At 69.4% G+C, this 22,859-nt stretch carries 19 protein-coding genes and 2 pseudogenes; 12 read left to right on the top strand and 9 right to left on the bottom strand.

Going from position 1 to position 22,859, the window contains the following annotated elements; genetic code table 11:
- Positions 1-310: 310 nt before the first annotated feature.
- From U9R90_RS26370 to U9R90_RS26350, 5 genes are all read left to right on the top strand, one after another.
- Positions 311-685: a DUF6153 family protein gene (locus tag U9R90_RS26370; RefSeq protein ID WP_411059164.1), complete on the top strand. Its 375-nt coding sequence runs from the start codon at positions 311-313 to the stop codon at positions 683-685.
- Between the two features lie 66 nt (positions 686-751).
- A complete protein-coding gene (locus U9R90_RS26365) occupies positions 752-2,329 on the top strand; it encodes a multicopper oxidase family protein (protein ID WP_411059163.1) in 1,578 nt (525 codons plus the stop codon).
- Positions 2,330-2,403: 74 nt separating this feature from the next.
- Positions 2,404-4,155, top strand: coding sequence for an NAD+ synthase (locus U9R90_RS26360; RefSeq protein ID WP_411059162.1), 1,752 nt, complete (start codon positions 2,404-2,406; stop codon positions 4,153-4,155).
- Positions 4,156-4,526: 371 nt separating this feature from the next.
- On the top strand, positions 4,527-5,246 hold the full coding sequence (locus U9R90_RS26355; protein WP_411059161.1) for a DUF998 domain-containing protein: 720 nt from the start codon (positions 4,527-4,529) through the stop codon (positions 5,244-5,246).
- Positions 5,243-6,031 (top strand): alpha/beta fold hydrolase, encoded by a 789-nt coding sequence (locus tag U9R90_RS26350; protein WP_411059160.1) that lies wholly within the window; start codon positions 5,243-5,245, stop codon positions 6,029-6,031. The genes U9R90_RS26355 and U9R90_RS26350 overlap by 4 nt, the downstream gene beginning before the upstream one ends.
- 2 nt (positions 6,032-6,033) lie before the next feature.
- On the opposite strand, the gene U9R90_RS26345 is transcribed toward U9R90_RS26350, so the two are convergent.
- Both U9R90_RS26345 and U9R90_RS26340 read right to left on the bottom strand, forming a co-directional pair.
- Positions 6,034-6,684 carry a DUF305 domain-containing protein gene (locus U9R90_RS26345; RefSeq protein ID WP_411059159.1) on the bottom strand — a complete coding sequence of 217 codons (651 nt, stop codon included), beginning with the start codon at positions 6,682-6,684 and terminating at the stop codon, positions 6,034-6,036.
- Positions 6,681-7,364, bottom strand: coding sequence for a DUF3105 domain-containing protein (locus U9R90_RS26340; RefSeq protein ID WP_411059158.1), 684 nt, complete (start codon positions 7,362-7,364; stop codon positions 6,681-6,683). Before U9R90_RS26340 ends, U9R90_RS26345 begins: the two co-directional genes overlap by 4 nt.
- A 248-nt stretch (positions 7,365-7,612) precedes the next feature.
- On the opposite strand from U9R90_RS26340, the gene U9R90_RS26335 reads away from it, so the two are divergent.
- Positions 7,613-8,974 carry a glutamine synthetase family protein gene (locus U9R90_RS26335; protein WP_411059157.1) on the top strand — a complete coding sequence of 454 codons (1,362 nt, stop codon included), beginning with the start codon at positions 7,613-7,615 and terminating at the stop codon, positions 8,972-8,974.
- Here U9R90_RS26335 and U9R90_RS26330 read toward each other — a convergent pair.
- The 4 genes and pseudogenes from U9R90_RS26330 to U9R90_RS26315 all read right to left on the bottom strand — a co-directional run bounded on the left by U9R90_RS26330 (position 8,878) and on the right by U9R90_RS26315 (position 10,956).
- The gene (locus U9R90_RS26330; protein WP_411059808.1) at positions 8,878-9,405 is read right to left on the bottom strand and encodes a Scr1 family TA system antitoxin-like transcriptional regulator; all 528 of its coding nucleotides are present in this window, start codon (positions 9,403-9,405) and stop codon (positions 8,878-8,880) included. The genes U9R90_RS26335 and U9R90_RS26330 overlap by 97 nt on opposite strands.
- Positions 9,388-9,510: pseudogene (locus tag U9R90_RS26325) on the bottom strand (helix-turn-helix domain-containing protein); the annotation flags it as partial. The pseudogene U9R90_RS26325 and the gene U9R90_RS26330, both read right to left, overlap by 18 nt.
- Positions 9,511-9,671: 161 nt before the next feature.
- Positions 9,672-10,099: pseudogene (locus U9R90_RS26320) on the bottom strand (hypothetical protein); the annotation flags it as partial.
- Between the two features lie 122 nt (positions 10,100-10,221).
- Positions 10,222-10,956 carry a cytochrome c biogenesis CcdA family protein gene (locus U9R90_RS26315; RefSeq protein ID WP_411059156.1) on the bottom strand — a complete coding sequence of 245 codons (735 nt, stop codon included), beginning with the start codon at positions 10,954-10,956 and terminating at the stop codon, positions 10,222-10,224.
- 166 nt (positions 10,957-11,122) lie between these two features.
- On the opposite strand from U9R90_RS26315, the gene U9R90_RS26310 reads away from it, so the two are divergent.
- Positions 11,123-11,647, top strand: coding sequence for an RICIN domain-containing protein (locus U9R90_RS26310; protein WP_411059155.1), 525 nt, complete (start codon positions 11,123-11,125; stop codon positions 11,645-11,647).
- A 64-nt stretch (positions 11,648-11,711) separates the two neighbouring features.
- Here U9R90_RS26310 and U9R90_RS26305 read toward each other — a convergent pair whose 3' ends face one another.
- Positions 11,712-12,140 (bottom strand): VOC family protein, encoded by a 429-nt coding sequence (locus tag U9R90_RS26305; protein WP_411059154.1) that lies wholly within the window; start codon positions 12,138-12,140, stop codon positions 11,712-11,714.
- 167 nt (positions 12,141-12,307) lie between these two features.
- Here U9R90_RS26305 and U9R90_RS26300 point away from each other — a divergent pair, with 167 nt between their 5' ends.
- The gene (locus U9R90_RS26300; protein WP_411059153.1) at positions 12,308-15,295 is read left to right on the top strand and encodes a bifunctional [glutamine synthetase] adenylyltransferase/[glutamine synthetase]-adenylyl-L-tyrosine phosphorylase; all 2,988 of its coding nucleotides are present in this window, start codon (positions 12,308-12,310) and stop codon (positions 15,293-15,295) included.
- On the opposite strand, the gene U9R90_RS26295 is transcribed toward U9R90_RS26300, so the two are convergent.
- Both U9R90_RS26295 and U9R90_RS26290 read right to left on the bottom strand, forming a co-directional pair.
- Complete coding sequence (locus U9R90_RS26295) at positions 15,283-16,206, bottom strand: phosphatase PAP2 family protein (RefSeq protein WP_411059152.1); 924 nt, start codon at positions 16,204-16,206, stop codon at positions 15,283-15,285. The genes U9R90_RS26300 and U9R90_RS26295 overlap by 13 nt on opposite strands.
- A 145-nt stretch (positions 16,207-16,351) precedes the next feature.
- Positions 16,352-17,377, bottom strand: coding sequence for a LacI family DNA-binding transcriptional regulator (locus U9R90_RS26290; protein ID WP_411059151.1), 1,026 nt, complete (start codon positions 17,375-17,377; stop codon positions 16,352-16,354).
- Between the two features lie 349 nt (positions 17,378-17,726).
- Here U9R90_RS26290 and U9R90_RS26285 point away from each other — a divergent pair, with 349 nt between their 5' ends.
- The 4 genes from U9R90_RS26285 to U9R90_RS26270 all read left to right on the top strand — a co-directional run bounded on the left by U9R90_RS26285 (position 17,727) and on the right by U9R90_RS26270 (position 22,812).
- Complete coding sequence (locus tag U9R90_RS26285) at positions 17,727-19,007, top strand: extracellular solute-binding protein (protein ID WP_411059150.1); 1,281 nt, start codon at positions 17,727-17,729, stop codon at positions 19,005-19,007.
- 71 nt (positions 19,008-19,078) lie between these two features.
- Complete coding sequence (locus tag U9R90_RS26280; RefSeq protein WP_411059149.1) at positions 19,079-20,080, top strand: carbohydrate ABC transporter permease; 1,002 nt, start codon at positions 19,079-19,081, stop codon at positions 20,078-20,080.
- A 5-nt stretch (positions 20,081-20,085) separates the two neighbouring features.
- Positions 20,086-21,009, top strand: a complete 924-nt coding sequence (locus U9R90_RS26275) for a sugar ABC transporter permease (protein ID WP_411059807.1) — start codon at positions 20,086-20,088, stop codon at positions 21,007-21,009.
- 111 nt (positions 21,010-21,120) lie between these two features.
- Positions 21,121-22,812 carry a glycoside hydrolase family 13 protein gene (locus tag U9R90_RS26270; protein WP_411059148.1) on the top strand — a complete coding sequence of 564 codons (1,692 nt, stop codon included), beginning with the start codon at positions 21,121-21,123 and terminating at the stop codon, positions 22,810-22,812.
- The last annotated feature ends 47 nt before the right edge of the window (positions 22,813-22,859 follow it).

Genomic DNA, 22,859 nt, shown 5'->3' with positions numbered 1-22,859 from the left:
CCCGTTGTGGGCAATCGTTCCGCAGGGCGAGGGGGGCACCTCCCGCTCGAGCGAAGTCGAGAGTGGGGGAGGGTGGGCACAACCCCTCGCCACGGGGTGCACCCGTTCCACCAAGCCCGAAGGGCAACACCCTCCCCCCGCCACGGCGCACCCGTGCAACCAAGCCCGAGGGGCACCCTCACCCCGACACGGCGCACCCGTGCAACCAAGCCCGAGGGCGCGCCCTCACCCCCGACACGGGGGACCCGTGGGCGCACGCCCGAGAGGCACCCTCACCCCGCACATACCCGGCAGGGGTAGGCTGCGAGGCATGGTGACGGCGAGTGCGACATGGCGGCTGGTGCTCGCCGCGTTGCTCCTCGGGCTCGTCACGATGCACACGCAGGGCCACCCGGCCGGCCCCACCCCCATCACGGCCGACGTCCAGGTCGTGGCCTCGCACCCGCACGCCCCCGAGGCCGCAGGCACGGAGGACGAGTCCCCCGCGCCCGACCACGGGATGACCCCGGCCACCGTGTGCCTCGCCGTGCTGAGCGCGTTCGCCCTCGCCCTGCTCGCCGCCGGACGGCTCCCGCGGCCGGGAGCGGCCACCCCTCTGGCGCCCAGGACGCGCGCGGCGTACACCTTGAGAGCCCCGCCCGCCCGACGGACCGTTCTATCCCGATTGTCCGTGTTGCGCATATAGGTCGGCGCGAGCCAGTAGACGCGCCCAGCCATACACACACCACAGATGACGAGGTGTCACTCAGTCATGCGCACTCACACGCGCCGCACCGTACTCGGTGCGTCCATCGCCGTCGCGGGCGCCGGAGTTCTGGCCGCCTGCACGGATTCGGGCAATTCAGGCCAGGGGTCGAGCGATGGCACGTCGGCGTCGTACGTCGACCCGGCCGGTAGGGAAGTGGCCGCCGCCGAGGACAAGCGAGGCGGCGGACCTGTCCGCGAGGTCAAGCTCACCGCTGCCAGGACACCGCTCGACCTGGGCGGTGGCCGTACGGTCACCTCGTGGGCGTACAGCGACCGGCTGCCCGGCAAGGAGGTCAGGGTCACCGCGGGTGACACGCTCGCCCTGACTCTCGCCAACCACCTCCCCGAACCCACTTCCGTGCACTGGCACGGCCTCGCACTGCGCAATGACATGGACGGCGTGCCGGGGCTGACCCAGCGGAACGTCAAGCCGGGTGCCGATTTCACCTACCGCTTCGCGGTCCCGCATCCGGGGACGTACTGGTTGCACCCGCACACCGGTACCCAGCAGGACCGCGGGCTGTACGCCCCGCTGATCGTCGAGGACCCGAAGGAACCGCTGAAGTACGACAAGGAGTGGGTCGTCGTACTCGACGACTGGGTGGATGGTGTGGACGGCTCCACGCCGGACGCCGTGCTGGCCGAGCTGCGGGACGGCATGGGCATGGGAGGTGGTGGACACGAGGGGCATGACATGCCGGGGATGTCGATGCGTGCGGAGAAGTCTCCGTCCCCCGGTTCCGCTGGGCCCTCGCGGATGATGATGGGGGCTCGGAGCGAGCTGCTCGGGGGCGACGCGGGGGATGTCGCCTATCCCTACTACCTGGTCAACGGGCGTGTGGCGGAGGAGCCTTCGTCGTTTCGGGCCAAGCCTGGGGAGCGGATCCGGATCCGGCTTGTGAACGCCGGGGGCGACACCGCCTTCCGGGTCGCCTTGGGTGGTCATCGGATGACGGTGACGCACACGGACGGGTTCCCCGTGGAGCACGTCACGGCGGATGCTCTGCTGCTCGGCATGGGTGAGCGGTACGACGTGCTGGTCACCGCGGGCGACGGTGTCTTTCCGCTGGTCGCGGCGGCTGAGGGGAAGAAGGCCTCGGCGCTGGCTGTGCTGCGTACGGGCTCGGGATCGGCTCCGAAGGCGGACGTCAGGCCCAAGGAGCTGGGCGGGAAGCTGCTCACCGCGGAGAAGTTCAAGGCCGCCGAGTCCGTCGCGCTGGCGGAGAAGAAGCCTGACCGTACGATCAAGCTTCAGCTGACCGGTGGCATGGCGAAGTACGACTGGGCCTTCGACAAGCGGGCGTACGACCCGTCGGTGCGCCATGCGGTCCGCTCCGGGGAACGGGTTCGGCTGGTGTTCCAGAACTCCACGATGATGTGGCATCCGCTCCATCTGCACGGCCACACCTTCGCCCTGGCGAACGTCGCCGGTGGGCCGCGGAAGGACACGGCCGTGATCCTGCCGAACGGCACGTTGACGGTCGATTTCGATGCCGACAACCCGGGGTTGTGGATGATCCACTGCCACAACGTCTACCACGCCGAGGCGGGGATGATGACGGTGCTCGGCTACCGACGCTGAGGGGCTCGTGGGGTCCGGCTGCCGGAGCCGGGCCCCACGGGACATCGTGTCGGTCTGACGATTACACTGGGCGCGTGCCTCAACTACGCCTCGCCTTGAATCAGATCGACGCGACCGTCGGCGACCTCGCCGGGAACGCCGAGTCGATCGTGCACTGGACCCGGCACTCCGCCGAGCAGGGCGCCCATCTGGTGGCGTTCCCCGAGATGGTGCTGACCGGTTACCCCGTCGAGGACCTGGCCCTCAGGCCGTCCTTCGTCGAGGCGTCCCGCGCCGCGCTGCGGGCGCTCGCCGGGCGGCTGGCCGATGAGGGGTTCGGTGAGCTCCCGGTGATCGTCGGCTACCTGGATCGGTCCGAGAACGCTCAGCCGAAGTACGGGCAGCCGGCCGGGGCTCCGCAGAACGCGGCCGCGGTGCTGCACCGTGGTGAGGTGGCGCTGACGTTCGCCAAGCACCACCTGCCGAACTACGGCGTCTTCGACGAGTTCCGCTACTTCGTGCCGGGCGACACCCTGCCCGTGGTGCGGGTGCACGGCGTGGATGTGGCGCTGGCGATCTGCGAGGACCTCTGGCAGGACGGCGGCCGGGTGCCGGCCACCCGGAGCGCGGGGGCCGGTCTGCTGGTCTCCATCAACGCCTCTCCGTACGAGCAGAACAAGGACGACACCCGGCTTGAGCTGGTGCGCAAGCGCGCCCAGGAAGCCGGGTGCACGACGGCCTATCTGGCGATGATCGGCGGGCAGGACGAGCTGGTCTTCGACGGGGACTCGATCGTCGTCGACGCGGGTGGTGAGGTCGTCGCGCGGGCGCCGCAGTTCGCCGAGGGATGTGTGGTGCTCGATCTGGAGCTGCCCGCGGCCGGGGCCGTGCCCGAGGGTGTCGTCGACGACGGGCTGCGGATCGAGCACGTGGTGCTGTCCGAGGCGCCGCTGCCGCCGTTCGAGGCCGAGTTGGTCGGCGGGTACGCCGAGCGGCTCGACGATGACGAGGAGGTGTACTCGGCGCTGGTCGTCGGGCTGCGTGCGTACGCCGCCAAGAACGGCTTCCGGTCGGTGCTCATCGGGCTTTCCGGTGGTATCGACTCGGCGCTCGTCGCGGCGATCGCCTGTGACGCGCTGGGCGCGCAGCAGGTGTACGGCATCTCGATGCCCTCGAAGTACTCGTCGGACCACTCCAAGGACGACGCGGCGGAGCTCGCGCGACGTACCGGGCTGAACTTCCGGACCGTGCCGATCGAGCCGATGTTCGATGCCTATATGGGCTCACTGGGGCTGACCGGGCTCGCCGAGGAGAACCTCCAGTCGCGGCTGCGCGGCACGATGCTGATGGCGGTCTCCAACCAGGAGGGGCACATCGTGCTGGCTCCGGGCAACAAGTCCGAGCTGGCGGTGGGGTACTCGACGCTGTACGGCGACTCGGTGGGCGCGTACGGGCCGATCAAGGACGTCTACAAGACGGCCATCTTCCGGCTGGCCGAGTGGCGCAACCGCGCGGCCGTCGAGCGCGGGCAGGTGCCGCCCATCCCCGAGAACTCGATCGTCAAGCCGCCGAGCGCGGAGCTGCGGCCCGACCAGGTCGACACGGACTCGCTGCCGGACTATCCCGTCCTGGACGGGATTCTGGAGCTGTACGTGGACCGGGACCAGGGTGTGGACGCGATCGTCGCGGCGGGGTTCGATGCGGAGACCGTGGCGCGGGTGCTGCGGCTGGTCGACACGGCGGAGTACAAGCGGCGCCAGTACCCGCCGGGCACCAAGATCTCCGCCAAGGGCTTCGGCAAGGACCGCCGTCTCCCGATCACCAATCGCTGGCGCGAGTCGGGCTGATCCTCGCGTCGGGGTACGTGCTGCGCACTGTCTCGTTGTGGGGCGGGGTTGTGTGTTCTGTGCCGCGGGGTGCGCGCTGTTTCGTTGTGGGGCGGGGCCGCCGCGTCGGGGTGCGGGGTGCGCNCCCCGCAGGCGCGTAACCGGCCGGAGGGGACGGGGCGGGGGGTGCGCGCGCAGCGCCGACGGTCCACACCGGGACCCCTATGCCACCACCGGATCAGACGTCGGCGTGAGCACGTACCCCCCGACGCGGCCCCGCCCCACAACGAAACAGAGCGCACCCACCACGGTGCGGAGCACGCACCCCGACGCGCGGCCCCGCCCCACAGCTGAACGGGGCGCCCCGCCCGTTCCCGTAGGCTTTGGGCACGATGTCCACGATCCGATTCGCTGCCCTATTGCTTGGGCTTGGTGCCGTCGCGTACAGCGCCTGGGTGATCGAGGGAGTCGTCGACACCGGGCTCGATCCGCTACGGACCTACGTCAGCGAACTGGCCGCGCAGAGCCAGCCGCTGGGTGACCTGTTCCGTGCCGCCGATCTCACAGCAGGGCTGCTCGTGCTCGCCGGAGCGCTCAGTGCCCACCGCGCCGACCGCCGAGCCGACCGCCGCAGCGGGCACTGGACCACCGTCGGCTGGGCAGGCCTCGCCCTGTTCGGCGCGGCCACCGCACTCGACTCGCAGCTGCCCCTGAGCTGCACCCCCACCGCCGACCCGGCCTGCGCGACCCGAGAGGCCGCGGGCCTGGTCCCCGCCACCCACACCGCACACGCCGTCAGCAGTGCGCTCGCCGTGACCGGCGCACTCATCGGCATGGTCGCGCTCACGACCGCGGCACGCCGCTACGGCCGCTGGGCACCCCTGGCCCGCACCGGCCCCTGGCTCACCGCCCTGGAACTGGCCGCCACCGCCTGGACCCTCGCCTCCGTCGCAGCCTTCACGGCCGGTCGCGGCACCTGGCTGCTGGGGCTCGGCCAGCGCCTGCAGGTGCTGACCATCGCGCTCTGGCTCGCGATGCTGGCGCTCGCCCTGGCACGGAGCAGGTCAGGGACGACGGCGGCGACGGAGGCCACGGAGGCGACGGCCCGATGAACCGCACCGTGGTGGAGGGCAACGGCCCAGTCTGCGTCCTGTCCGGCGGCCTGGGCCTCGCCTGGTTCGACTGGGACGCGGTGGCCCGCCTCCTCACCCCGCACCGCACAGTCATCCGCCTAGACCGCCTGGGCCCAGAACCGCACCGCACACCCTCACTGGCCCGAGAGGCCGCCCGCATCCTCCGCGCCATCGACGCCCACGCACCCCACCGCCAAGCCACAATCGTCGGCCACTCACTCGCGGGGTTCCACTGCGAGGCGTTCGCCCGCCTGTACCCGTCCCGCACCGCAGGCCTCGTACTGGTCGACTCCAGCGTCGAAGAGGACGCGCGCCGCCCCCCAGCCCCCGCCCTGCGGACCACCGCGGCCAGGCTCGCCGCCGCGACGCTGCGCGCCATCGGCGCACCACGCGCGCTCGGCCCGCCGCTACGCCGAGCCGTAGTGCGGGCGGGCCGTACCGCAGGCGGCGACCCGGCCCCGTACGACCTGGTGCGAAGGACGTACGGCACCAGCAACTCCGCGCGGGCGATCCTCACCGAGTACGCCAGCTACCACGACCAGGCAGCGGAACTAGCCGCGCTGCGCAGAGAGTTCCCGCTCCCGCCGCACAGCCCGGTCACCGTACTGGCCGCGGGGGACAACCGCCGCTGGCTGGAACGCCAAGCGCACCTGGCCACAGAACTGCACGCGCACTTCAGGGTCGTCGAGCCATCCGGCCACTTGGTGATGCTGGACCGCCCAACCGAGGTAGCGGACGCGGTCCTGAGTACCATCTCTCCCTGACATCAACGAGGCTTCGCGTCCCGCTCCTTCAGCAGGTCGGCCATCAGCTTGAGCTCGGACTCCTGAGCGTCCACCATGCCCTGCGCGAGCTTCCGCTCGGTACCGACCGAGCACTGGTCGACACAGCCCTGGGCCATGGTGACCCCACCCTTGTGGTGATCGGTCATCAACTGCAGGAACAGGATCTCAGCCTGCTTCCCGTTGGCCTTGGCAAGCCGCGCCATCTCCGTTTTGGTAGCCATGCCAGGCATCAGCGCACCGTCCTTGACCTGATGCCCAGAGTGCCCCCCGTCCCCGCCGTGCTTCATCCAAGCCATAGGTGCGTCAGAAGACGCATACGGCAGCCCCCACAGATCAAGCCACCCCAGCAACATCCCGCGCTGATTGGCCTGAGTGTTGGCGATGTCGTACGCGAGCCGACGAATCCCCGGGTCATCCGTACGATCCCGGATGACGAACGACATCTCGACGGCCTGCTGATGGTGCACGGCCATGTCACGCGCGAAGCCCGCATCCGCCGAACCATCCGTCGGTACCTTCGACTTCGCAGCGGGCGCGGACGCGACAGGCCCGTCCGCGAGGGCAACGGTCACACCTCCCACGGCGGCCAGCACCACAGCCGCGCCCGCCGCGACCCAGCCCGCACGCCTCACTGCGAGATCCCGCCCGTGCAGGCGGCGCCCTTCTCCGGAGTCTGCTCGCCCAGCACGTACTTGGCGAAGAACGTCTCGACGCGCGGGTCGTCAGCGCTGTCGACGGTGACCTGCTTCCCCCACGCGCTGAGCATGATCGCGCCCTTCTGGTCGTCGTGCGGGCTCATCAGCGAGTACGGAGTCTCGGCAACCCGGTCCGCCAGCTTCGTGACGTCACCCGCCACCGCCTTGTCGTTGTACGTGACCCACACGGCACCGTGCTCCATGGAGTGCACGGCGTGCTTGTCCGGGATCGCCTTCTTGTAGACGTCGCCGTTGCAGTTCATCCAGGCCGGGTCGTGGTCACCGCCGACCGGAGGCGTCATCGGGTAGCTGACCGGCTTACTGACGTGGTTGCGGCCCAGCTTCTTCGCGTCCCAGGTCTTCTCGTCCTTGATCGGCCGCTTCGCGGCCTTCTCGCGCGCCTTGGCGTCCGCCTGGACCTTGGCGTCCTCGGCCTTCCGCTTGTCCTGCTCCTTGATGAACAGGTACGAGCCGAAGCCGACCAGCCCCGCGACGACGGCGGTGCTGGCGACGATCGCGATGATGCGACCGCGCCGCTCACGCGCGCGCTCGGCCCGGCGCATCTCCTCTATCCGGGCCTGGCGGGCGTTGGAAGCTCTGTTCTTGGCGGAACCCATGCTGTGTGTCCTCGCGGGGATATCGGGGATGGGGGCGGGCAGGCAGGTGGGCCGATCGTAGTAGGAAGCCGGAAGGGACCGCAGGTCGACCCGGGTAGACACCGTGCTCCACAATGAGGGCATCGAGGGTATTCAGACGCGCGTGCGCAACACCAGGGAAACCGTGTGGTGGGATGCTCAGGTGCCCGTCGGTACCTTCCAGACGCGGGACAGGCGGACTGACCAGCAAGGATGGGTAGGACCTGAACATGGATAAGCAGCAGGAGTTTGTGCTCCGCACGCTCGAGGAGCGCGACATCCGGTTTGTGCGCCTGTGGTTCACAGACGTCCTCGGCTTCCTCAAGTCGGTCGCCGTCGCCCCCGCCGAGCTGGAGCAGGCCTTCGACGAGGGCATCGGGTTCGACGGCTCCGCGATCGAGGGCTTCGCGCGGGTCTACGAGTCCGACATGATCGCCAAGCCGGACCCGGCGACCTTCCAGATCCTGCCCTGGCGCGCGGAGGCGCCCGGCACGGCCCGGATGTTCTGCGACATCCTGATGCCGGACGGCTCGCCGTCGTACGCCGACCCGCGGTACGTACTGAAGCGCGCCCTCGCCAGGACCTCCGACCTGGGCTTCACGTTCTACACGCACCCCGAGATCGAGTTCTTCCTGCTGAAGGACAAGCCGGTGGACGGCACCCGGCCCACCCCGGCCGACTCCTCCGGCTACTTCGACCACACCCCGCAGAACGTGGGCATGGACTTCCGCCGCCAGGCGATCACGATGCTCGAATCCATGGGCATCTCGGTGGAGTTCAGCCACCACGAGGGCGCGCCGGGCCAGCAGGAGATCGACCTCAGGTACGCGGACGCGCTGTCCACCGCGGACAACATCATGACGTTCCGCCTGATCATGAAGCAGGTGGCGCTGGAGCAGGGCGTCCAGGCGACGTTCATGCCCAAGCCGTTCTCGGAGTACCCGGGCTCGGGCATGCACACCCACCTCTCCCTCTTCGAGGGCGACCGGAACGCGTTCTACGAGTCGGGCGCCGAATACCAGCTCTCCAAGGTCGGCCGCTCCTTCATCGCCGGGCTGCTCACCCACGCCGCCGAGATCGCGGCCGTCACCAACCAGTGGGTCAACTCGTACAAGCGCATCTGGGGCGGCTCCGAGCGCACCGCGGGCGCCGGCGGCGAGGCGCCCTCGTACATCTGCTGGGGCCACAACAACCGCTCCGCGCTGATCCGCGTCCCGATGTACAAGCCGGGCAAGACCGGCTCGGCGCGGGTGGAGGTGCGCTCCATCGACTCCGGCGCGAACCCGTACCTGACCTACGCCGTACTCCTCGCCGCCGGACTCAAGGGCATCGAGGAGGGCTACGAGCTGCCGCCGGGCGCCGACGACGACGTGTGGGCGCTCTCCGACGCCGAGCGCCGCGCCATGGGCATCGAGCCGCTGCCCCAGAACCTCGGCGAGGCCATCACGCTGATGGAGCGCAGCGAGCTGGTCGCCGAGACGCTGGGGGAGCACGTCTACGACTTCTTCCTCAGGAACAAGAAGCAGGAGTGGGAGGAGTACCGCTCGGAGGTCACGGCCTTCGAGCTCCGCAAGAACCTCCCGGTCCTGTAGCCGGTCACCGGGGCCTCTGTGTCGATGGGGGGGGGCCGGGCCACCCCACCATGCGTGGTCACGTGACCACGCATCGACAGCTCCCGGCGCGCTCGGCTCAACCGCCGAAGAGTCACCTCTTCCTGAATGAAGCCGAGTTCAGGAGCAGGTGATCTCTCGAAGATCGACTGACGGTCCATGCGTCCTGCCGCCATCCGCTCCAGTTCACCTCGCGAGTACGCGGGCCGCCGCACGCTGAGCAGCGCCTGTGTGTACTCCTTCGTCTGCAACAGCCCATGCACGTTGTGGTTGCTGTACAGGGGCATCTCAACCGCCCGCTCCTCCAGCTTCGCCAACTCCCGGACATTCCTCGGGTACCGGGCCTTGGCCATCTCTTCCTTCATCGCGGAGATGAAGTCGTTCGCCCCGGAGACCTCGTCCGCCTTGTCCAGGTACTCCGCTCTCGGAATCCGCGCCCCGCGCTCCACCTTCCGTACCAGGTCCTCGCCGTACCCGACTGCCTCGGCGAACTCGACCACGCTCAGCCCGCGTTTCTCCCGCCAGCGCTTCTGCCACCTCCGACGTACCGTTCTCGTCCACCGCGCGCACCCTTACCCGCCCGCCACTCCGGACAGTCGGGACAAGAACAGGACAACGGCAGGACAGGCCATAGGTGTATTGACCCGCAGGGTTGTTGACGCGGGTGGGCCAGGCTCTTGCGGTAGGCCCAGGCGTTGTCGGTGAGGACCCGTTCGATGCGGGTGATGCCGTGGCCGCGCGGGTGAGGAAGCCCGCGCAGGTCGCGACCTTCTCATCCGGGTGGATCTCGCTGTAGGCGAGGCGGGAGTGGTCGTCGACGGCGGAGTGGATGTAGTCGAAGCCCATCCGGCTGCGGGTGGCTCGGCCGGCCTGGCGGCCCAGGACCTTGTGGCCGCCGCCGTCGGGGATCCGGCTGAGCTTCTTCACGTCGACGTGGATCAGTTCGCCGGGGCGTTCGCGTTCGTAGCGGCGGATCACCGTGCCGTTCGGACGGTCCAGCCAGGACAGGCGGTTGAGCCGGTGACGGGCCAGAACGCAGTGCACGGTCGAGGCCGGGCGGCCAGAACAGACGCGCTCGACCAGCAGTCGCCTGCCAAAGACGGTCAGCCGGGGATTACGGTGGGACACGAAGACCTCCGCGTGGTGCGTTCCCAGACAGCTCCACCACACCGGAGGTCTTCGCCATGATCAAGCCCGGCCAATGTCAACAACGCTCGTGAGCAATACACCTAGATCCCTAGCGTGAAGCCGCTCTGCCACACTTGAAGTTGATTGGTGAGGTAGGCCCAGGCCCCGGTGGTCAGCAAGATACCGACGACGACCATGACGCCCCCGCCAAACCTCATGATCCATTTGTAGTGCCGCTTGACCCATCCGAACGCACCGATCGCGCGGCGAAGGGCGAGCGCTGTCAGCAGGAACGGAATGCCGAGGCCCAGACAGTAGAAGATGGCCAGCAGGGCACCACGCTCAGCGCTTCCCTCGCTGAAGGACAGCGCGTTGACGGTCGCCAGGGTCGGGCCAACGCAGGGAGCCCAGCCGAGGCTGAAGACGAAGCCGAGCAGGGGGGCGCCGATCAGCCCTGCCGCAGGGCGGCGATGGCTCCGGATCTCTCGCTGCATAAAACCAGGGAACAGGCCCATGAAGACCAGTCCGAGCAGAATAGTGAAGATGCCCAGCACAATGTTCGCGGTCTGCTGATATTCCAGCAGGGTCTGGCCGAAGTACCCAAAGAACGCGCCCTGCGTCACGAAGACAACAGAGAAGCCGATGACGAACAGTATCGATCCGGCCAGCACCCGCCCTCGTGAGTGCCCGCCCCTCTCGTCCGTCAGGTCCGCGAGGGACTGCCCGGACACATAACTCAGGTAACCAGGAACTAGTGGCAGCACACAGGGCGAGAAGAACGATATCAACCCGGCTATGAGGGCAATGGGGACGGCGGCTAGCAGCGTACCGCTCATGACGGTTTCCTGCGTGGAAGCAGCCATTCCGATCACGGGTTCTCCAGGGTACGAGGCGCGGTAGCCCAACGAGTCTCGCACGTCGGTTCCGACCCACTACGCGGGCCCCTGCCTCGTACATGACCTCCGACGGAGGTCATGTAGGGTCGCTTCCAAGATCACAACCGTGAGTCCGCAGAACAGGCTGCATGACCAGCAGCCTGGAGGGCCAGGGTTGGCAATGGGGAGGATCAAAATGAAGAAGCGTCGACTTGGCAAGATACTCGCGGCGGTAGTCGCGGTCCCTGTGATCGTGACCGCAACGGCAACGCCTGCTCTTGCTGACGGACAGGTCACCTGGAAGAACAAGGCCAACGGCGGTTGCCTGGTGATCGCACACCCGAAGCAGATCCTGACTGGCTCCTGCAAGGTCGCTGGTGCCAAGTGGCACGAGTACAAGAAGGGCGACGCTTGGGAAATGAAAACCAGGCGGTTCACCGGGGAACTCTGCCTGGACAGCAATAGCAAGGGTGGGGTCTACGCCCTCAAGTGCAACGGTGGAAACTACCAGCGCTGGTATGAGACCAAGAACTCCCAGGGATGGCAGCTGAAGAACAAGGCTACCGGCCGCTGCCTGGACAGCAGCGGATCTACTGGAACCACTGTCCGGACTAAGGCCTGCAACAAGGGCAACTACCAACGCTGGACCTGACGGACGCGGAGTGGGTGGCCATCCGCCCGCTGCTGCCGGTGCGGCGCGCGCACCGGCAGCACGGTCAGGCCGGGATCACGTCGCGCAGCGGCTGGGTGGCGCGGGTGCGGTACTCCTGGATCGCCCAGCCGTTGCCGTCCGGGTCCTTGAAGTACATGAACGTGCCGCCGTCCTGCGGCACGAACACCACCGGCTCCGACACATCCAGGCCGCGTTCGACGAGTTCGGCGCGGGCCTGTTTGATGTCGGAGACGCAGAGCTGGAGGCCCTGGTACGAGCCGGGCGCCGGGTTCGGGCCCTCCATCATGTCCCAGAGCTGCTCGCTGAGCGCGATCGAGCAGCCCGAGCCCGGTGGGGTCAGCTGCACGATGCGCAGGCCTTCCGCGACCTCGGCGTCGATGTCGACGTGGAAGCCCAGCTTGTCGCGGTAGAAGTCCCGGGCGCGGTCGACGTCGGAGACGGGCAGCGGGATCACTTCGAGGGTGTAGTGCATGGTGCGTTCCCTGGGGGGTGGGGGTGGTGGAACTGTTGCGCGGCACTACCGAGTAGACCAGCGATAGCCCGCCTTCGCCTGCGCAGACTCCGCACGTACGACGGGTCCCCGGCTGGCCACTGGGGTTAGGCTCAGGCCACACGTGTGAGCGAACGGGAGGCCGGACCATGACCGCGGGCGGGCGCAGAAGCAGTACCTTCACCCGGCTGCTGCGGCACGGCTTCACCGACCCCTCGTCCGCCGAGCGGCTCCTGGACACACCGGAGCTGGGCCCGGTGCGCGCCGACCCCGTACTGCTGGACGCGCTCGGGGCGTGCGCCGACCCGGACTTGGCGCTGCTCGGGCTGGTGCGGCTGGTGGAGGCGCAGCCCGCCGACGAGCGCCAGGTGCTCCTTGACACGCTGGTCTCCGCGAAGCCGCTGCGGGACCGGCTGCTCGGCGTGCTCGGCGCCTCCGCGGCGCTCGCCGACCACCTGGCCCGCCACCCTCGGGACTGGCAGGCCCTGGTGACGTATGAGCCGTCCGATCTGCACCCGGGCGTCGAGGAGTTCGAGTACGGCCTGGCGGCGGCCACCGACCCGGTGTCGCTGCGGGTCGCCTACCGCCGCTGCCTGCTGTCCATCGCGGCCCGTGACGTCTGCGGCACCACGGACGTGGCCGAGACCGCGGCCGAGCTGGCCGACCTGGCGACGGCCACGCTGCGCGCCGCGCTGGCCATCGCGCGCGCCGCCGCGCCCGCGGACGACGCCGCGTGCCGTCTCGCGGTCATCGCGATGGGCAAGTGCGGCGGCCACGAGCTGAACTACGTATCGGACGTGGACGTCATCTTCGTGGGGGAGCCCGCGCAGGGCGCCGACGAGGGCAAGGCCATGCAGGCCGCCACCCGGCTCGCCGCCCACCTGATGCGGATCTGCTCCGAGACGACCGTCGAGGGCACCATCTGGCCGGTGGACGCCAATCTGCGGCCCGAGGGCAGAAACGGTCCGCTGGTGCGTACGCTCTCCAGCCATCTCGCCTACTACCAGCGCTGGGCCAAGACCTGGGAGTTCCAGGCGCTGCTCAAGGCGCGGGCTGTCGCGGGCGACCCCGAGCTCGGCGAGGAGTACGTCGCCACGCTCGCCCCGCTGGTGTGGCAGGCGGCCGAGCGGGAGAACTTCGTCCCCGATGTGCAGCGGATGCGCCGCCGGGTGGTCGCCACCATCCCGGCCGCCGAGGTCGAGCGAGAGCTCAAGCTCGGGCCCGGCGGGCTGCGGGACGTCGAGTTCGCCGTCCAGCTGCTCCAGCTGGTGCACGGGCGCCATGACACCTCGCTGCGCAGCGGTACCACCCTCGACGCCCTGAAGGCCCTGGCCGACGGCGGCTATGTCGGCCGCGCGGACGCCGGGCAGCTGGACGAGGCGTACCGCTTCCTGCGCGCCATGGAGCACCGCATCCAGCTGCACCGGCTGCGCCGCACCCACCTGGTGCCCGAGGACGAGGCCGACCTGCGGCGCCTGGGCCGCTCGCTCGGCCTGCGCACCGAACCGGTCGCCGAGTTGGACCGCGCCTGGCGCAAGCACACGTCGGTGGTCCGCCGCCTGCACGAGAAGATCTTCTACCGGCCGCTGCTCGACGCGGTCGCCCAGCTCGCTCCGGGCGAGATCCGGCTGCGGACCGACGCCGCCCGCGAGCGCCTGGTCGCCCTCGGGTACGCCGACCCGGCCGCCGCCCTGCGCCACCTGGAGGCCCTCGCCTCCGGGGTGAGCAGGAAGGCCGCGATCCAGCGCACCCTGCTGCCGGTGCTGCTCGGCTGGTTCGCGGACTCCGCCGACCCGGACGCGGGCCTGCTGGGCTTCCGCAAGGTCTCCGACGCGCTCGGCAAGACCCCCTGGTACCTGCGGCTGCTGCGCGACGAGGGCGCGGCGGCGGAGAACCTGGCCCGGGTGCTGTCCGCCGGACGACTCGCCCCCGACCTGCTGCTGCGCGCCCCCGAGGCGGTGGCCCTGCTCGGCGATCCCCGTGGCCTGGAGCCCCGCGACCACGCCCATCTGGAACAGGAGGTCCTGTCCGCGGTCGGCCGGGCCGACGACGCCGTACAGGCCGTCACAGCGGCCCGTGGAGTACGGCGGCGCGAACTGTTCCGCACCGCGGCCGCGGACCTCATCGGCTCGTACGGCACCGACGAGCACCCCGCCCAGGAGGACCCCGGCGCCTTGGTGGACCGGGTCGGGGACGCCGTGTCGGACCTGACGGCGGTGACTCTTGCCGGGACCCTGCGGGCCGTCGTCCGCGAGGGCTGGGGCGACGAGCTGCCCACCCGGTTCGCGATCATTGCCATGGGCCGCTTCGGCGGGCACGAGCTCGGCTACGGCTCGGACGCCGATGTGCTCTTCGTCCACGAGCCGCGCGAGGGCGTCGACGAGCAGGAGGCGGCCAAGGCCGCGAACACCGTGGTCTCCGAGATGCGGCGGCTGCTGCAGGTGCCGAGCGCCGACCCGCCGCTGCTCATCGACGCCGACCTGCGCCCCGAGGGCAAGACCGGGCCGCTGGTGCGGACCCTGAAGTCGTACGAGGCGTACTACCGGCGGTGGTCCCAGGTCTGGGAGAGCCACGCCCTGCTGCGCGCCGAGCCGGTCGCGGGCGACGCGGACCTGGGGCGCCGGTTCATGGAGCTGGCCGACCCGCTGCGCTACCCGGCCGAGGGCCTCGGCGACGACGCCGTACGCGAGATCCGGCGTCTGAAGGCCCGGATGGAGGCCGAGCGGCTGCCGCGCGGCGCCGACCCCACGCTGCACGCCAAGCTCGGCCGCGGCGGCCTCTCGGACGTCGAGTGGACCGTACAGCTCTGCCAGCTGAGGAACGGCTGGGTGGAGCCGGGGCTGCGCACCACGCGGACCCGTACGGCGCTGGCCGCGGCCTGTGCCGCTGAGCTGATCTCCGCCGAGGACGCCGCGATCCTCGACGAGGCGTGGGTGCTGGCCACGCGGGTGCGCAACGCGGTGATGCTGGTCCGCGGCCGCGCGGGCGACACCTTCCCGGCGGGCGGCCGGGAGCTCGCGGCGGTGGCCCGCTACCTGGGGTACGACCCCGGCACGGTGGGGGAGATGCTGGACGACTACCGGCGTACGACGCGCAGGGCGCGGGCGGTGGTGGAGGAGCTGTTCTACGGGGCGTAGCTGTCCGCGGGCGCGTCGTGGCTGTCGCGCCCACGCGGCGGAGCCGCAGATCGACACAGCCCCGCGCCCCTTTGGGGCGCGGGTGGTACCTCGCGCGAGAGCCGGTGCGGCAGTGCCCCGTACCACGTGTAGGCCACCGCGTACCCGACGGCGAGGCAGAGGATGCCGCCCACCGCGTCCAGCCAGAAGTGGTTGGCCGTCGCGACGATCACGACGAGGGTCGCCACCGGGTAGAGCAGCCCGAGCACCCGCACCCACGGCACCCGCGCCAGCGCGAAGATGGTCAGGCCGCACCACAGCGACCAGCCGATGTGCATCGACGGCATCGCCGCGTACTGGTTGGTCATCTCCTTCAGGTCGCCGGAGGCCATCGAGCCCCAGGTCTGATGGACCAGGACCGTGTCGATGTAGTCATGGCCCTCCATCAGCCGCGGCGGCGCCAGCGGGAACAGATAGAAGCCGACCAGGGCGATACCGGTGGTCACGAACAGCACCGTGCGGGTGGCGGCGTACCGCCCGGGGTGGCGGCGGTAGAGCCAGACCAGGACACCGATCGTCACGATGAAGTGCAGCGTCGCGTAGTAGTAGTTCATGCCGACGATGAGCCACGTCACGGAGTTGACGGCGTGGTTGACGCTCTGCTCGAAGGCCAGGCCGATCGAGTGCTCGGCGCTCAGAATCCAGTCGGCGTTGCGCATCGCCTCGGACTTCTGTTCCGGCACCGCGTTGCGTACCAGCGAGTAGAGCCAGTAGCTCACCGCGATCAGGGCCAGCTCGTACCACAGGCGCGGCCGACGCTGAGTGCGCAGGCGCCGCATAAAACTCTGTGCCGGGCGGCCTTGTTCTTCGTCGACGTCGGGTGACGCGGCTGCCGTCCGGCCTTCCAGTGCTGTCACAGTCGTCTCACCCATGGAGCAAAAGTCTGCCAGAAGTAGCCCGCCGTCTGATCATCCCTCGGTTGGTTCGTGAATGCACGTCCTACACCCTAGGGACGAGTCTCGTTCCGGACATCCCCCTAGGTGCCCGTGCCCCACTGTCCGTGGGTACCCCACAGGGCTATGAGGTCCTGGGCGCGGAAGCCGTTGAACCACGTACTACCAGCTCCGGCATGAACACGAACTCGCTCTGCGGCGCGGGCGTCCCGCCGATCTCCTCGAGCAGGGTGCGCACGGCCGCCTGGCCCATCGCGGGCACCGGCTTGCGGATCGTGGTCAGCGGGGGGTCGGTGAACGCTATGAGCGGGGAGTCGTCGAAGCCGACCACGGAGATGTCGTCCGGCACTCTGAGGCCGCGCTGGCGGGCCGCTCGTATGGCGCCGAGGGCCATCATGTCGCTGGCGCAGACGACGGCGGTGCAGTTCCGGTCCATCAGGGCGGCGGCCGCGGCCTGGCCGCCCTCAAGCGTGTAGAGGGAGTGCTGGACGAGCCGCTCCGCGACGTCGTCGGATGGCAGGCCGAGCTGCTCGCGCATCGCCTTGACGAAGCCCTCTATCTTCCGCTGTACGGGCACGAACCGCTGCGGGCCCAGCGCGAGCCCGATCTCCGTGTGGCCGAGCGACACGAGGTGGGTGACGGCCAGCTGCATCGCGGCCCGGTCGTCGGGCGAGATGAACGGCGCCCGCACCTTCGGCGAGAAGCCGTCCACCAGCACGAACGGCACGCCCTGGCCGCGCAGCTGCTCGTAGCGCTCCATGTCGGCGCTGGTGTCGGCGTGCAGTCCGGAGACGAAGATGATCCCGGAGACCCCGCGGTCCACCAGCATCTCGGTGAGCTCGTCCTCGGTGGAGCCGCCGGGTGTCTGGGTGGCCAGTACGGGGGTGTACCCCTGGCGGGTGAGGGCCTGGCCGATGACCTGGGCGAGCGCCGGGAAGATGGGGTTGTCCAGCTCGGGTGTGATCAGGCCGACCAGCCCCGCGCTGCGCCTGCGCAGCCGGGTGGGCCGTTCGTAGCCGAGCACGTCGAGTGCGGCCAGGACGGATTCGCGGGTGGCCGCGGCCACACCGGGCTTGCCGTTGAGCACGCGGCTGACTGTGGCTTCGCTGACCCCCGCCTGGGCTGCGATGTCGGCAAGCCGTGCGGTCACAGAGCTGGACTGTACCGGTCACAGGGCGGATTGCCCACCAAATGCCGGGGAGCGCACGGCCCCGAAGCGGCCCTGCGTCGGCCCCACGTCGTCTCTGCAAGCCCTTGCGGGGTGCCTTGCAGGCCCTTGCGTAGCTCTGGTCCCGTGCTGTCACCACTGTCAAGCGATCTGGTGGCAACCTTCCGGACACGCGAAGGTAACGATCAACCCGTCTTGCAGAAAATTGCCGCAAGGTCTTTCGGTCGGCTTTCATCGTTGTTACGTTCCTGCCGAACCCGGCGCCGCGAGGGCGCGGTAAGCGGGAGGCACGCTCGCCTCCGTCGTTCCGGGGACCTTTGAAGGAGTTCACATGCGGCGTGGCATAGCGGCCACCGCGATGATCGCGAGCCTGGCGCTTGCGGCAACGGCTTGCGGTGGCGACAGCGACAGTGGCGACAAGGCCGGCGGCCCGGTCACCATCACCTGGTGGGACACCTCGGATGCCACGAACGAGGCGCCGACCTACAAGAAGCTCGTCAAGGAGTTCGAGAAGGCGAACGACGGGATCAAGGTCAAGTACCAGAACGTCCCGTTCGCCGAGGCCGAGCAGAAGTACAAGACCGCCGCGCAGGCCGGCAAGGCGCCCGACGTGCTGCGCGCCGACGTCGGCTGGACGGCCGGGCTCGCGGCCAACCAGTACCTCGCCCCGCTGGACGGCACCGACGCGGTCAAGGAACTCGACTCCTTCAAGAAGGGCCTGGTCGAAGGCGCCAAGGTCGACGGCAAGCTCTACGGCGTACCCCAGGTCACCGACGCCCTCGCCCTGCTCTACAACCAGGACATCTTCGACGAGGCCGGTGTGGAGGCCCCCACCACCTGGGACGAGCTCGCCAAGGCCGCCAAGACCATCAAGAAGAAGACCGGCGTCGACGGTATCTACCTCAACCCGGACAGCTACTTCGCCCTGCCCTTCCTGTACGGCGAGGGCGGCTCGATGGTCGACGTCGAGGGCGAGAAGATCACCGTCAACGACAAGGCCGGCAACAAGGCCGTCCAGACCGTGATGGACCTGATCGAGGACGGCGTGGCCGTCAAGCCGGACTACACCGACGGCTACAACAACATGCAGGCCGCCTTCAAGGACGGCAAGGTCGCCATGGTCATCAACGGCCCGTGGTCCACGGCCGACGACCTGACCGGCAAGGCCTTCAAGGAGAAGGAGAACCTCGGGATCGCCTCGGTCCCGGCCGGCTCCAGCGGCAAGGCGGGCACCCCGACCGGCGGCCACAACCTCGTCGTCTACAACGGCTCCAGCGCCGCCAAGAAGACCGCGGCCCAGAAGTTCGTCGCCTTCATGACCTCGAAGAAGTCGCAGGAGACCGCCGCCACCGAGACCGGTGTGCTGCCGACCCGCGACGACGCCTACACCCCCGCGGTCATCTCCGACCCGATCAAGGGCGCCTTCAAGGACGTACTGGACGACGCCACCGCGCGCCCCAACGTCGCCGGGGTCAGCGACATGTTCGCCGAGTGGACCAAGCAGTACATCGAGACCCTCAAGGGCAACACCTCTGTTGAGAAGGGCCTGGACGCCACCGCCGACAAGTGGAAGTCCAACGTGCAGTCCCTCAAGGACTACTCGACCAAGTAGGCCTCTTTGGTCCGGCCCGGCAGTCCTGACGCTGCCGGGCCGGACCAGAGCCGTACACAAGCAGGGAAACCATGAAGAAAGCCACCGCACAGCCCGCGCAGGCGACTGGGTCCGCCACGTCTGGGTCTTCCAAGGCTGGGCTTCTCACCCGCATGAAGCGCTCCTACGACCGGTACTGGTACGCCTGGGCCATGGTGCTGCCGGTGGTCCTGGTGATCGGCGTGCTGATCGGATATCCCCTGGGCCGGGGGATCTATCTGTCCTTCACCGACGCCAACGAACTGAACGTCGCCAAGCAGCTCGGTGAGACCACCATCCCGGCGACCTACGAGTTCATCGGCCTCGACAACTACTGGCGGATCCTGTCCGGCGCCGACGGCGAGTTCTACCCCAAGCTGTGGTGGACGGTCGTGTGGACCGCGTCCTGCGTGTTCTTCCACTACACCATCGGCCTGGGCCTGGCCATGCTGCTCAACCGCAAGCTCAAGGGCCGCTCGCTGTACAGGGTCATGCTGATCCTGCCCTGGGCGGTCCCGCCGTTCGTCGCCACCTACATCTGGCGCATGATGTACAACAGCGAGTCCGGCGTGTTCAACGCCCTGCTCGGCAAACTGGGCTTCGCCCCCGTCGACTGGCTCGGCGAGACCTTCACCCAGAAGGTCGCGGTCATCGGCGTCAACGTCTGGCTGGGCGTCCCCTTCATGATGGTCGCCATCCTCGGCGGACTGCAGTCCATCTCCAGCGACCAGTACGAGGCCGCCGAGATGGACGGCGCGACCCCCTGGCAGAGGTTCCGGCATGTCACTCTGCCGGGGCTGAAGCCCGTCAGCTCCACGGTGATCCTGCTCGGCACCATCTGGACCTTCAACATGTTCCCGATCATCTATCTGATGCTCGGTGAGGCCAACGCCATGAACAGCGAGATCCTGGTGACCTACGCCTACCGGCTCGCCTTCGGCTCGGTGCGCGACTACGCCGGCGCGGCCACCTACGGAATCATCATCCTCTCCATGCTGCTGGTGTTCGCCGTGTTCTACCGGCGCCTGCTCAACCGTCAGGAGGCCACCCAGTGAGCGCGATGACCGAATCCCGGCACGACAGTGCCCAGCCGTCGGCACACGGCCGTTCGCACACCCCGCCCCAGCCGCCCCGCGCGCCCCGCAAGGTCCGCGGCCGCGACGAGCGGTCCCCGCTGGCCTCGCTGGGACTGCACCTGGGGCTGATCGTCGCGGCTCTGGTCGCGGTCTTCCCGATCGCCTACATGGTCTTCATCTCGCTGCGCGGCCGGAACGGCTGGACCACGCCGACCAGCGCCGAAGGCGGCCTGGAGATCAGCAACTACACCTACGTACTGACCGAGACGGAGTTCCCGCGCTGGTTCGCCAACTCGGTCCTGGTCGCCGGCGGCACCACCGTCCTCGGCGTCTTCATCGCGGCCTCCACCGGCTACGCCATCTCGCGGATGCGCTTCCCCGGCCACAAGTCGCTGATGTGGGTGCTGCTCGTCACCCAGATGTTCCCGGTGGCGGTGCTGATCGTCGCCCTCTACAACATCCTCGGCGGCTTCGGGCTGCTCGACTCCTACGTCGGCCTGATCCTCACGTACTGCTCGGTGTCGGTGCCGTTCTGCGCCTGGATGATGAAGGGCTACTTCGACACCGTCCCGCACGAGATCGACGAGGCAGGGCGGGTCGACGGACTCACCCCGTTCGGCACCTTCTACCGGCTGATCCTGCCGCTGGCCAAGCCCGGCCTGGCGGTCACCGCGTTCTACTCGTTCATCACCGCTTGGGGTGAAGTCGCCTTCGCACGGGCCTTCCTGAGCAGCGACGCGATGCTCACGCTCTCCGTGGGACTGCAGAGCTTCATCGGCCAGCACAAGGCGGAGTGGGGCTACCTCGCCGCCTCCGCGGTCATCATCACGGTCCCCGCGGGCCTGATATTCCTCCTGGTGCAGCGCAACTTGGTGGCCGGACTCACCGCCGGCGGAACCAAGGGCTGAGTCCCCCGCCACGTCCCTTTCCATCCGTACGAACCAGACGTCGGCCGCGCCGGTCCGGACCACCTCCGGACCGGTCGCGGCCCCACCACCATCACCACACCCAGGGATGCCATGACCCAGCACCTCGCTGACGCCACCGCCGGTACGGACGCCGCTGCCGACCGCAGCACCGCCGACCGCCCAGGCTGGTGGCGGGACGCGGTCATCTACCAGGTCTATCCGCGCAGTTTCGCCGACGGCAACGGCGACGGCATGGGCGACCTCGAGGGCGTACGCAGCAGACTTCCGTATCTGCGTCACCTCGGCGTCGACGCCGTATGGCTGAGCCCGTTCTACGCGTCGCCGCAGGCCGACGCGGGCTACGACGTGTCCGACTACCGGGCGATCGACCCGATGTTCGGCACCCTCCTGGACGCCGACGCGCTGATCCGCGACGCCCACGAACTGGGCCTGCGCATCATCGTCGACCTGGTGCCCAACCACTCGTCCGACCAGCACGAGTGGTTCAAGCGCGCCCTCAAGGAGGGCCCGGGCTCGGCGCTGCGCGACCGCTACCACTTCCGCTCCGGGAAGGGCACCGACGGCGAACTCCCGCCCAACGACTGGGAGTCCATCTTCGGCGGACCCGCCTGGACCCGTACCACCAACCCCGACGGCACGCCCGGCGACTGGTATCTGCACCTGTTCGCGCCCGAGCAGCCCGACTTCAACTGGGAGCACCCGGCCGTCGCCGACGAGTTCCGCTCGATCCTGCGCTTCTGGCTGGACATGGGCACCGACGGCTTCCGGGTCGATGTCGCCCACGGCCTGGTCAAGGCCGAAGGCCTGCCGGACATCGGCGGCGACGGCGAGCAGCTCAAGCTCCTCGGCAACGACGTCATGCCGTTCTTCGACCAGGACGGCGTGCACGAGATCTACCGCAGCTGGCGCCGCATCCTCGACGAGTACCCCGGCGACCGGATCGCCGTCGCCGAGGCATGGACGCCCACCGTGGAGCGCACCGCACACTACGTACGCCCCGACGAGCTGCACCAGGCCTTCAACTTCCAGTACCTGGGCACCCACTGGGACGCCGCCGAACTGCGCGAGGTCATCGACACCTCGCTCGGCGCGATGCGCCCGGTCGGCGCCCCCGCCACCTGGGTGCTCTCCAACCACGACGTCACCCGGCACGCCACCCGGTTCGCCAACCCCGCGGGCCTGGGCACCCAGCTGCGCGAGGCGGGCGACCGCGCACTCGGCCTGCGCCGGGCCCGCGCCGCGACCCTGCTGATGCTGGCGCTGCCCGGCTCCGCCTACCTGTACCAGGGCGAGGAACTCGGCCTGCCGGACGTCACCGACCTGCCCGACGAGGTACGCCAGGACCCGTCGTTCTGGCGGGCCAGCGGCCAGGACGGCTTCCGCGACGGCTGCCGGGTGCCGATCCCGTGGACCGTCGAGGGCGACTCGTACGGCTTCGGGACCGGCGGCAGCTGGCTGCCGCAGCCCGCGGCCTGGGCCGACCTGAGCGTCGAGGCACAGACCGGCGACCCGGACTCCACCCTTGAGCTGTACCGCAGCGCCCTCGCGGTACGCCGCGAGCAGCCCGCACTGGGCGCGGGCGACGTGGTCGAGTGGCTGGACGCCCCCGAGGGCGTGCTGGCCTTCCGCCGTGCGGGCTCGTTCGTCTGCACCGCCAACACCACCGGTGAGGCCGTACGCATCCCGCGTCCCGGCCGCCAACTGCTGGCCAGCGCCGAGCCGTTGACCGGCGACGCCGAGGTGGAGCTGCCGGCCGACAGCACCGTCTGGTGGGCAGTGTGACGATCCCCCTGCCGCGGGGGGGGGGGGCCGCCACCCCCGGGCCCCCC

Source organism: Streptomyces sp. E11-3 (assembly GCF_046540415.1).
Classification (GTDB): domain Bacteria; phylum Actinomycetota; class Actinomycetes; order Streptomycetales; family Streptomycetaceae; genus Streptomyces.
The sequence above is the reverse complement of the archived record's forward strand: the minus strand, read 5'-3'. Positions and strand labels throughout refer to the sequence as shown.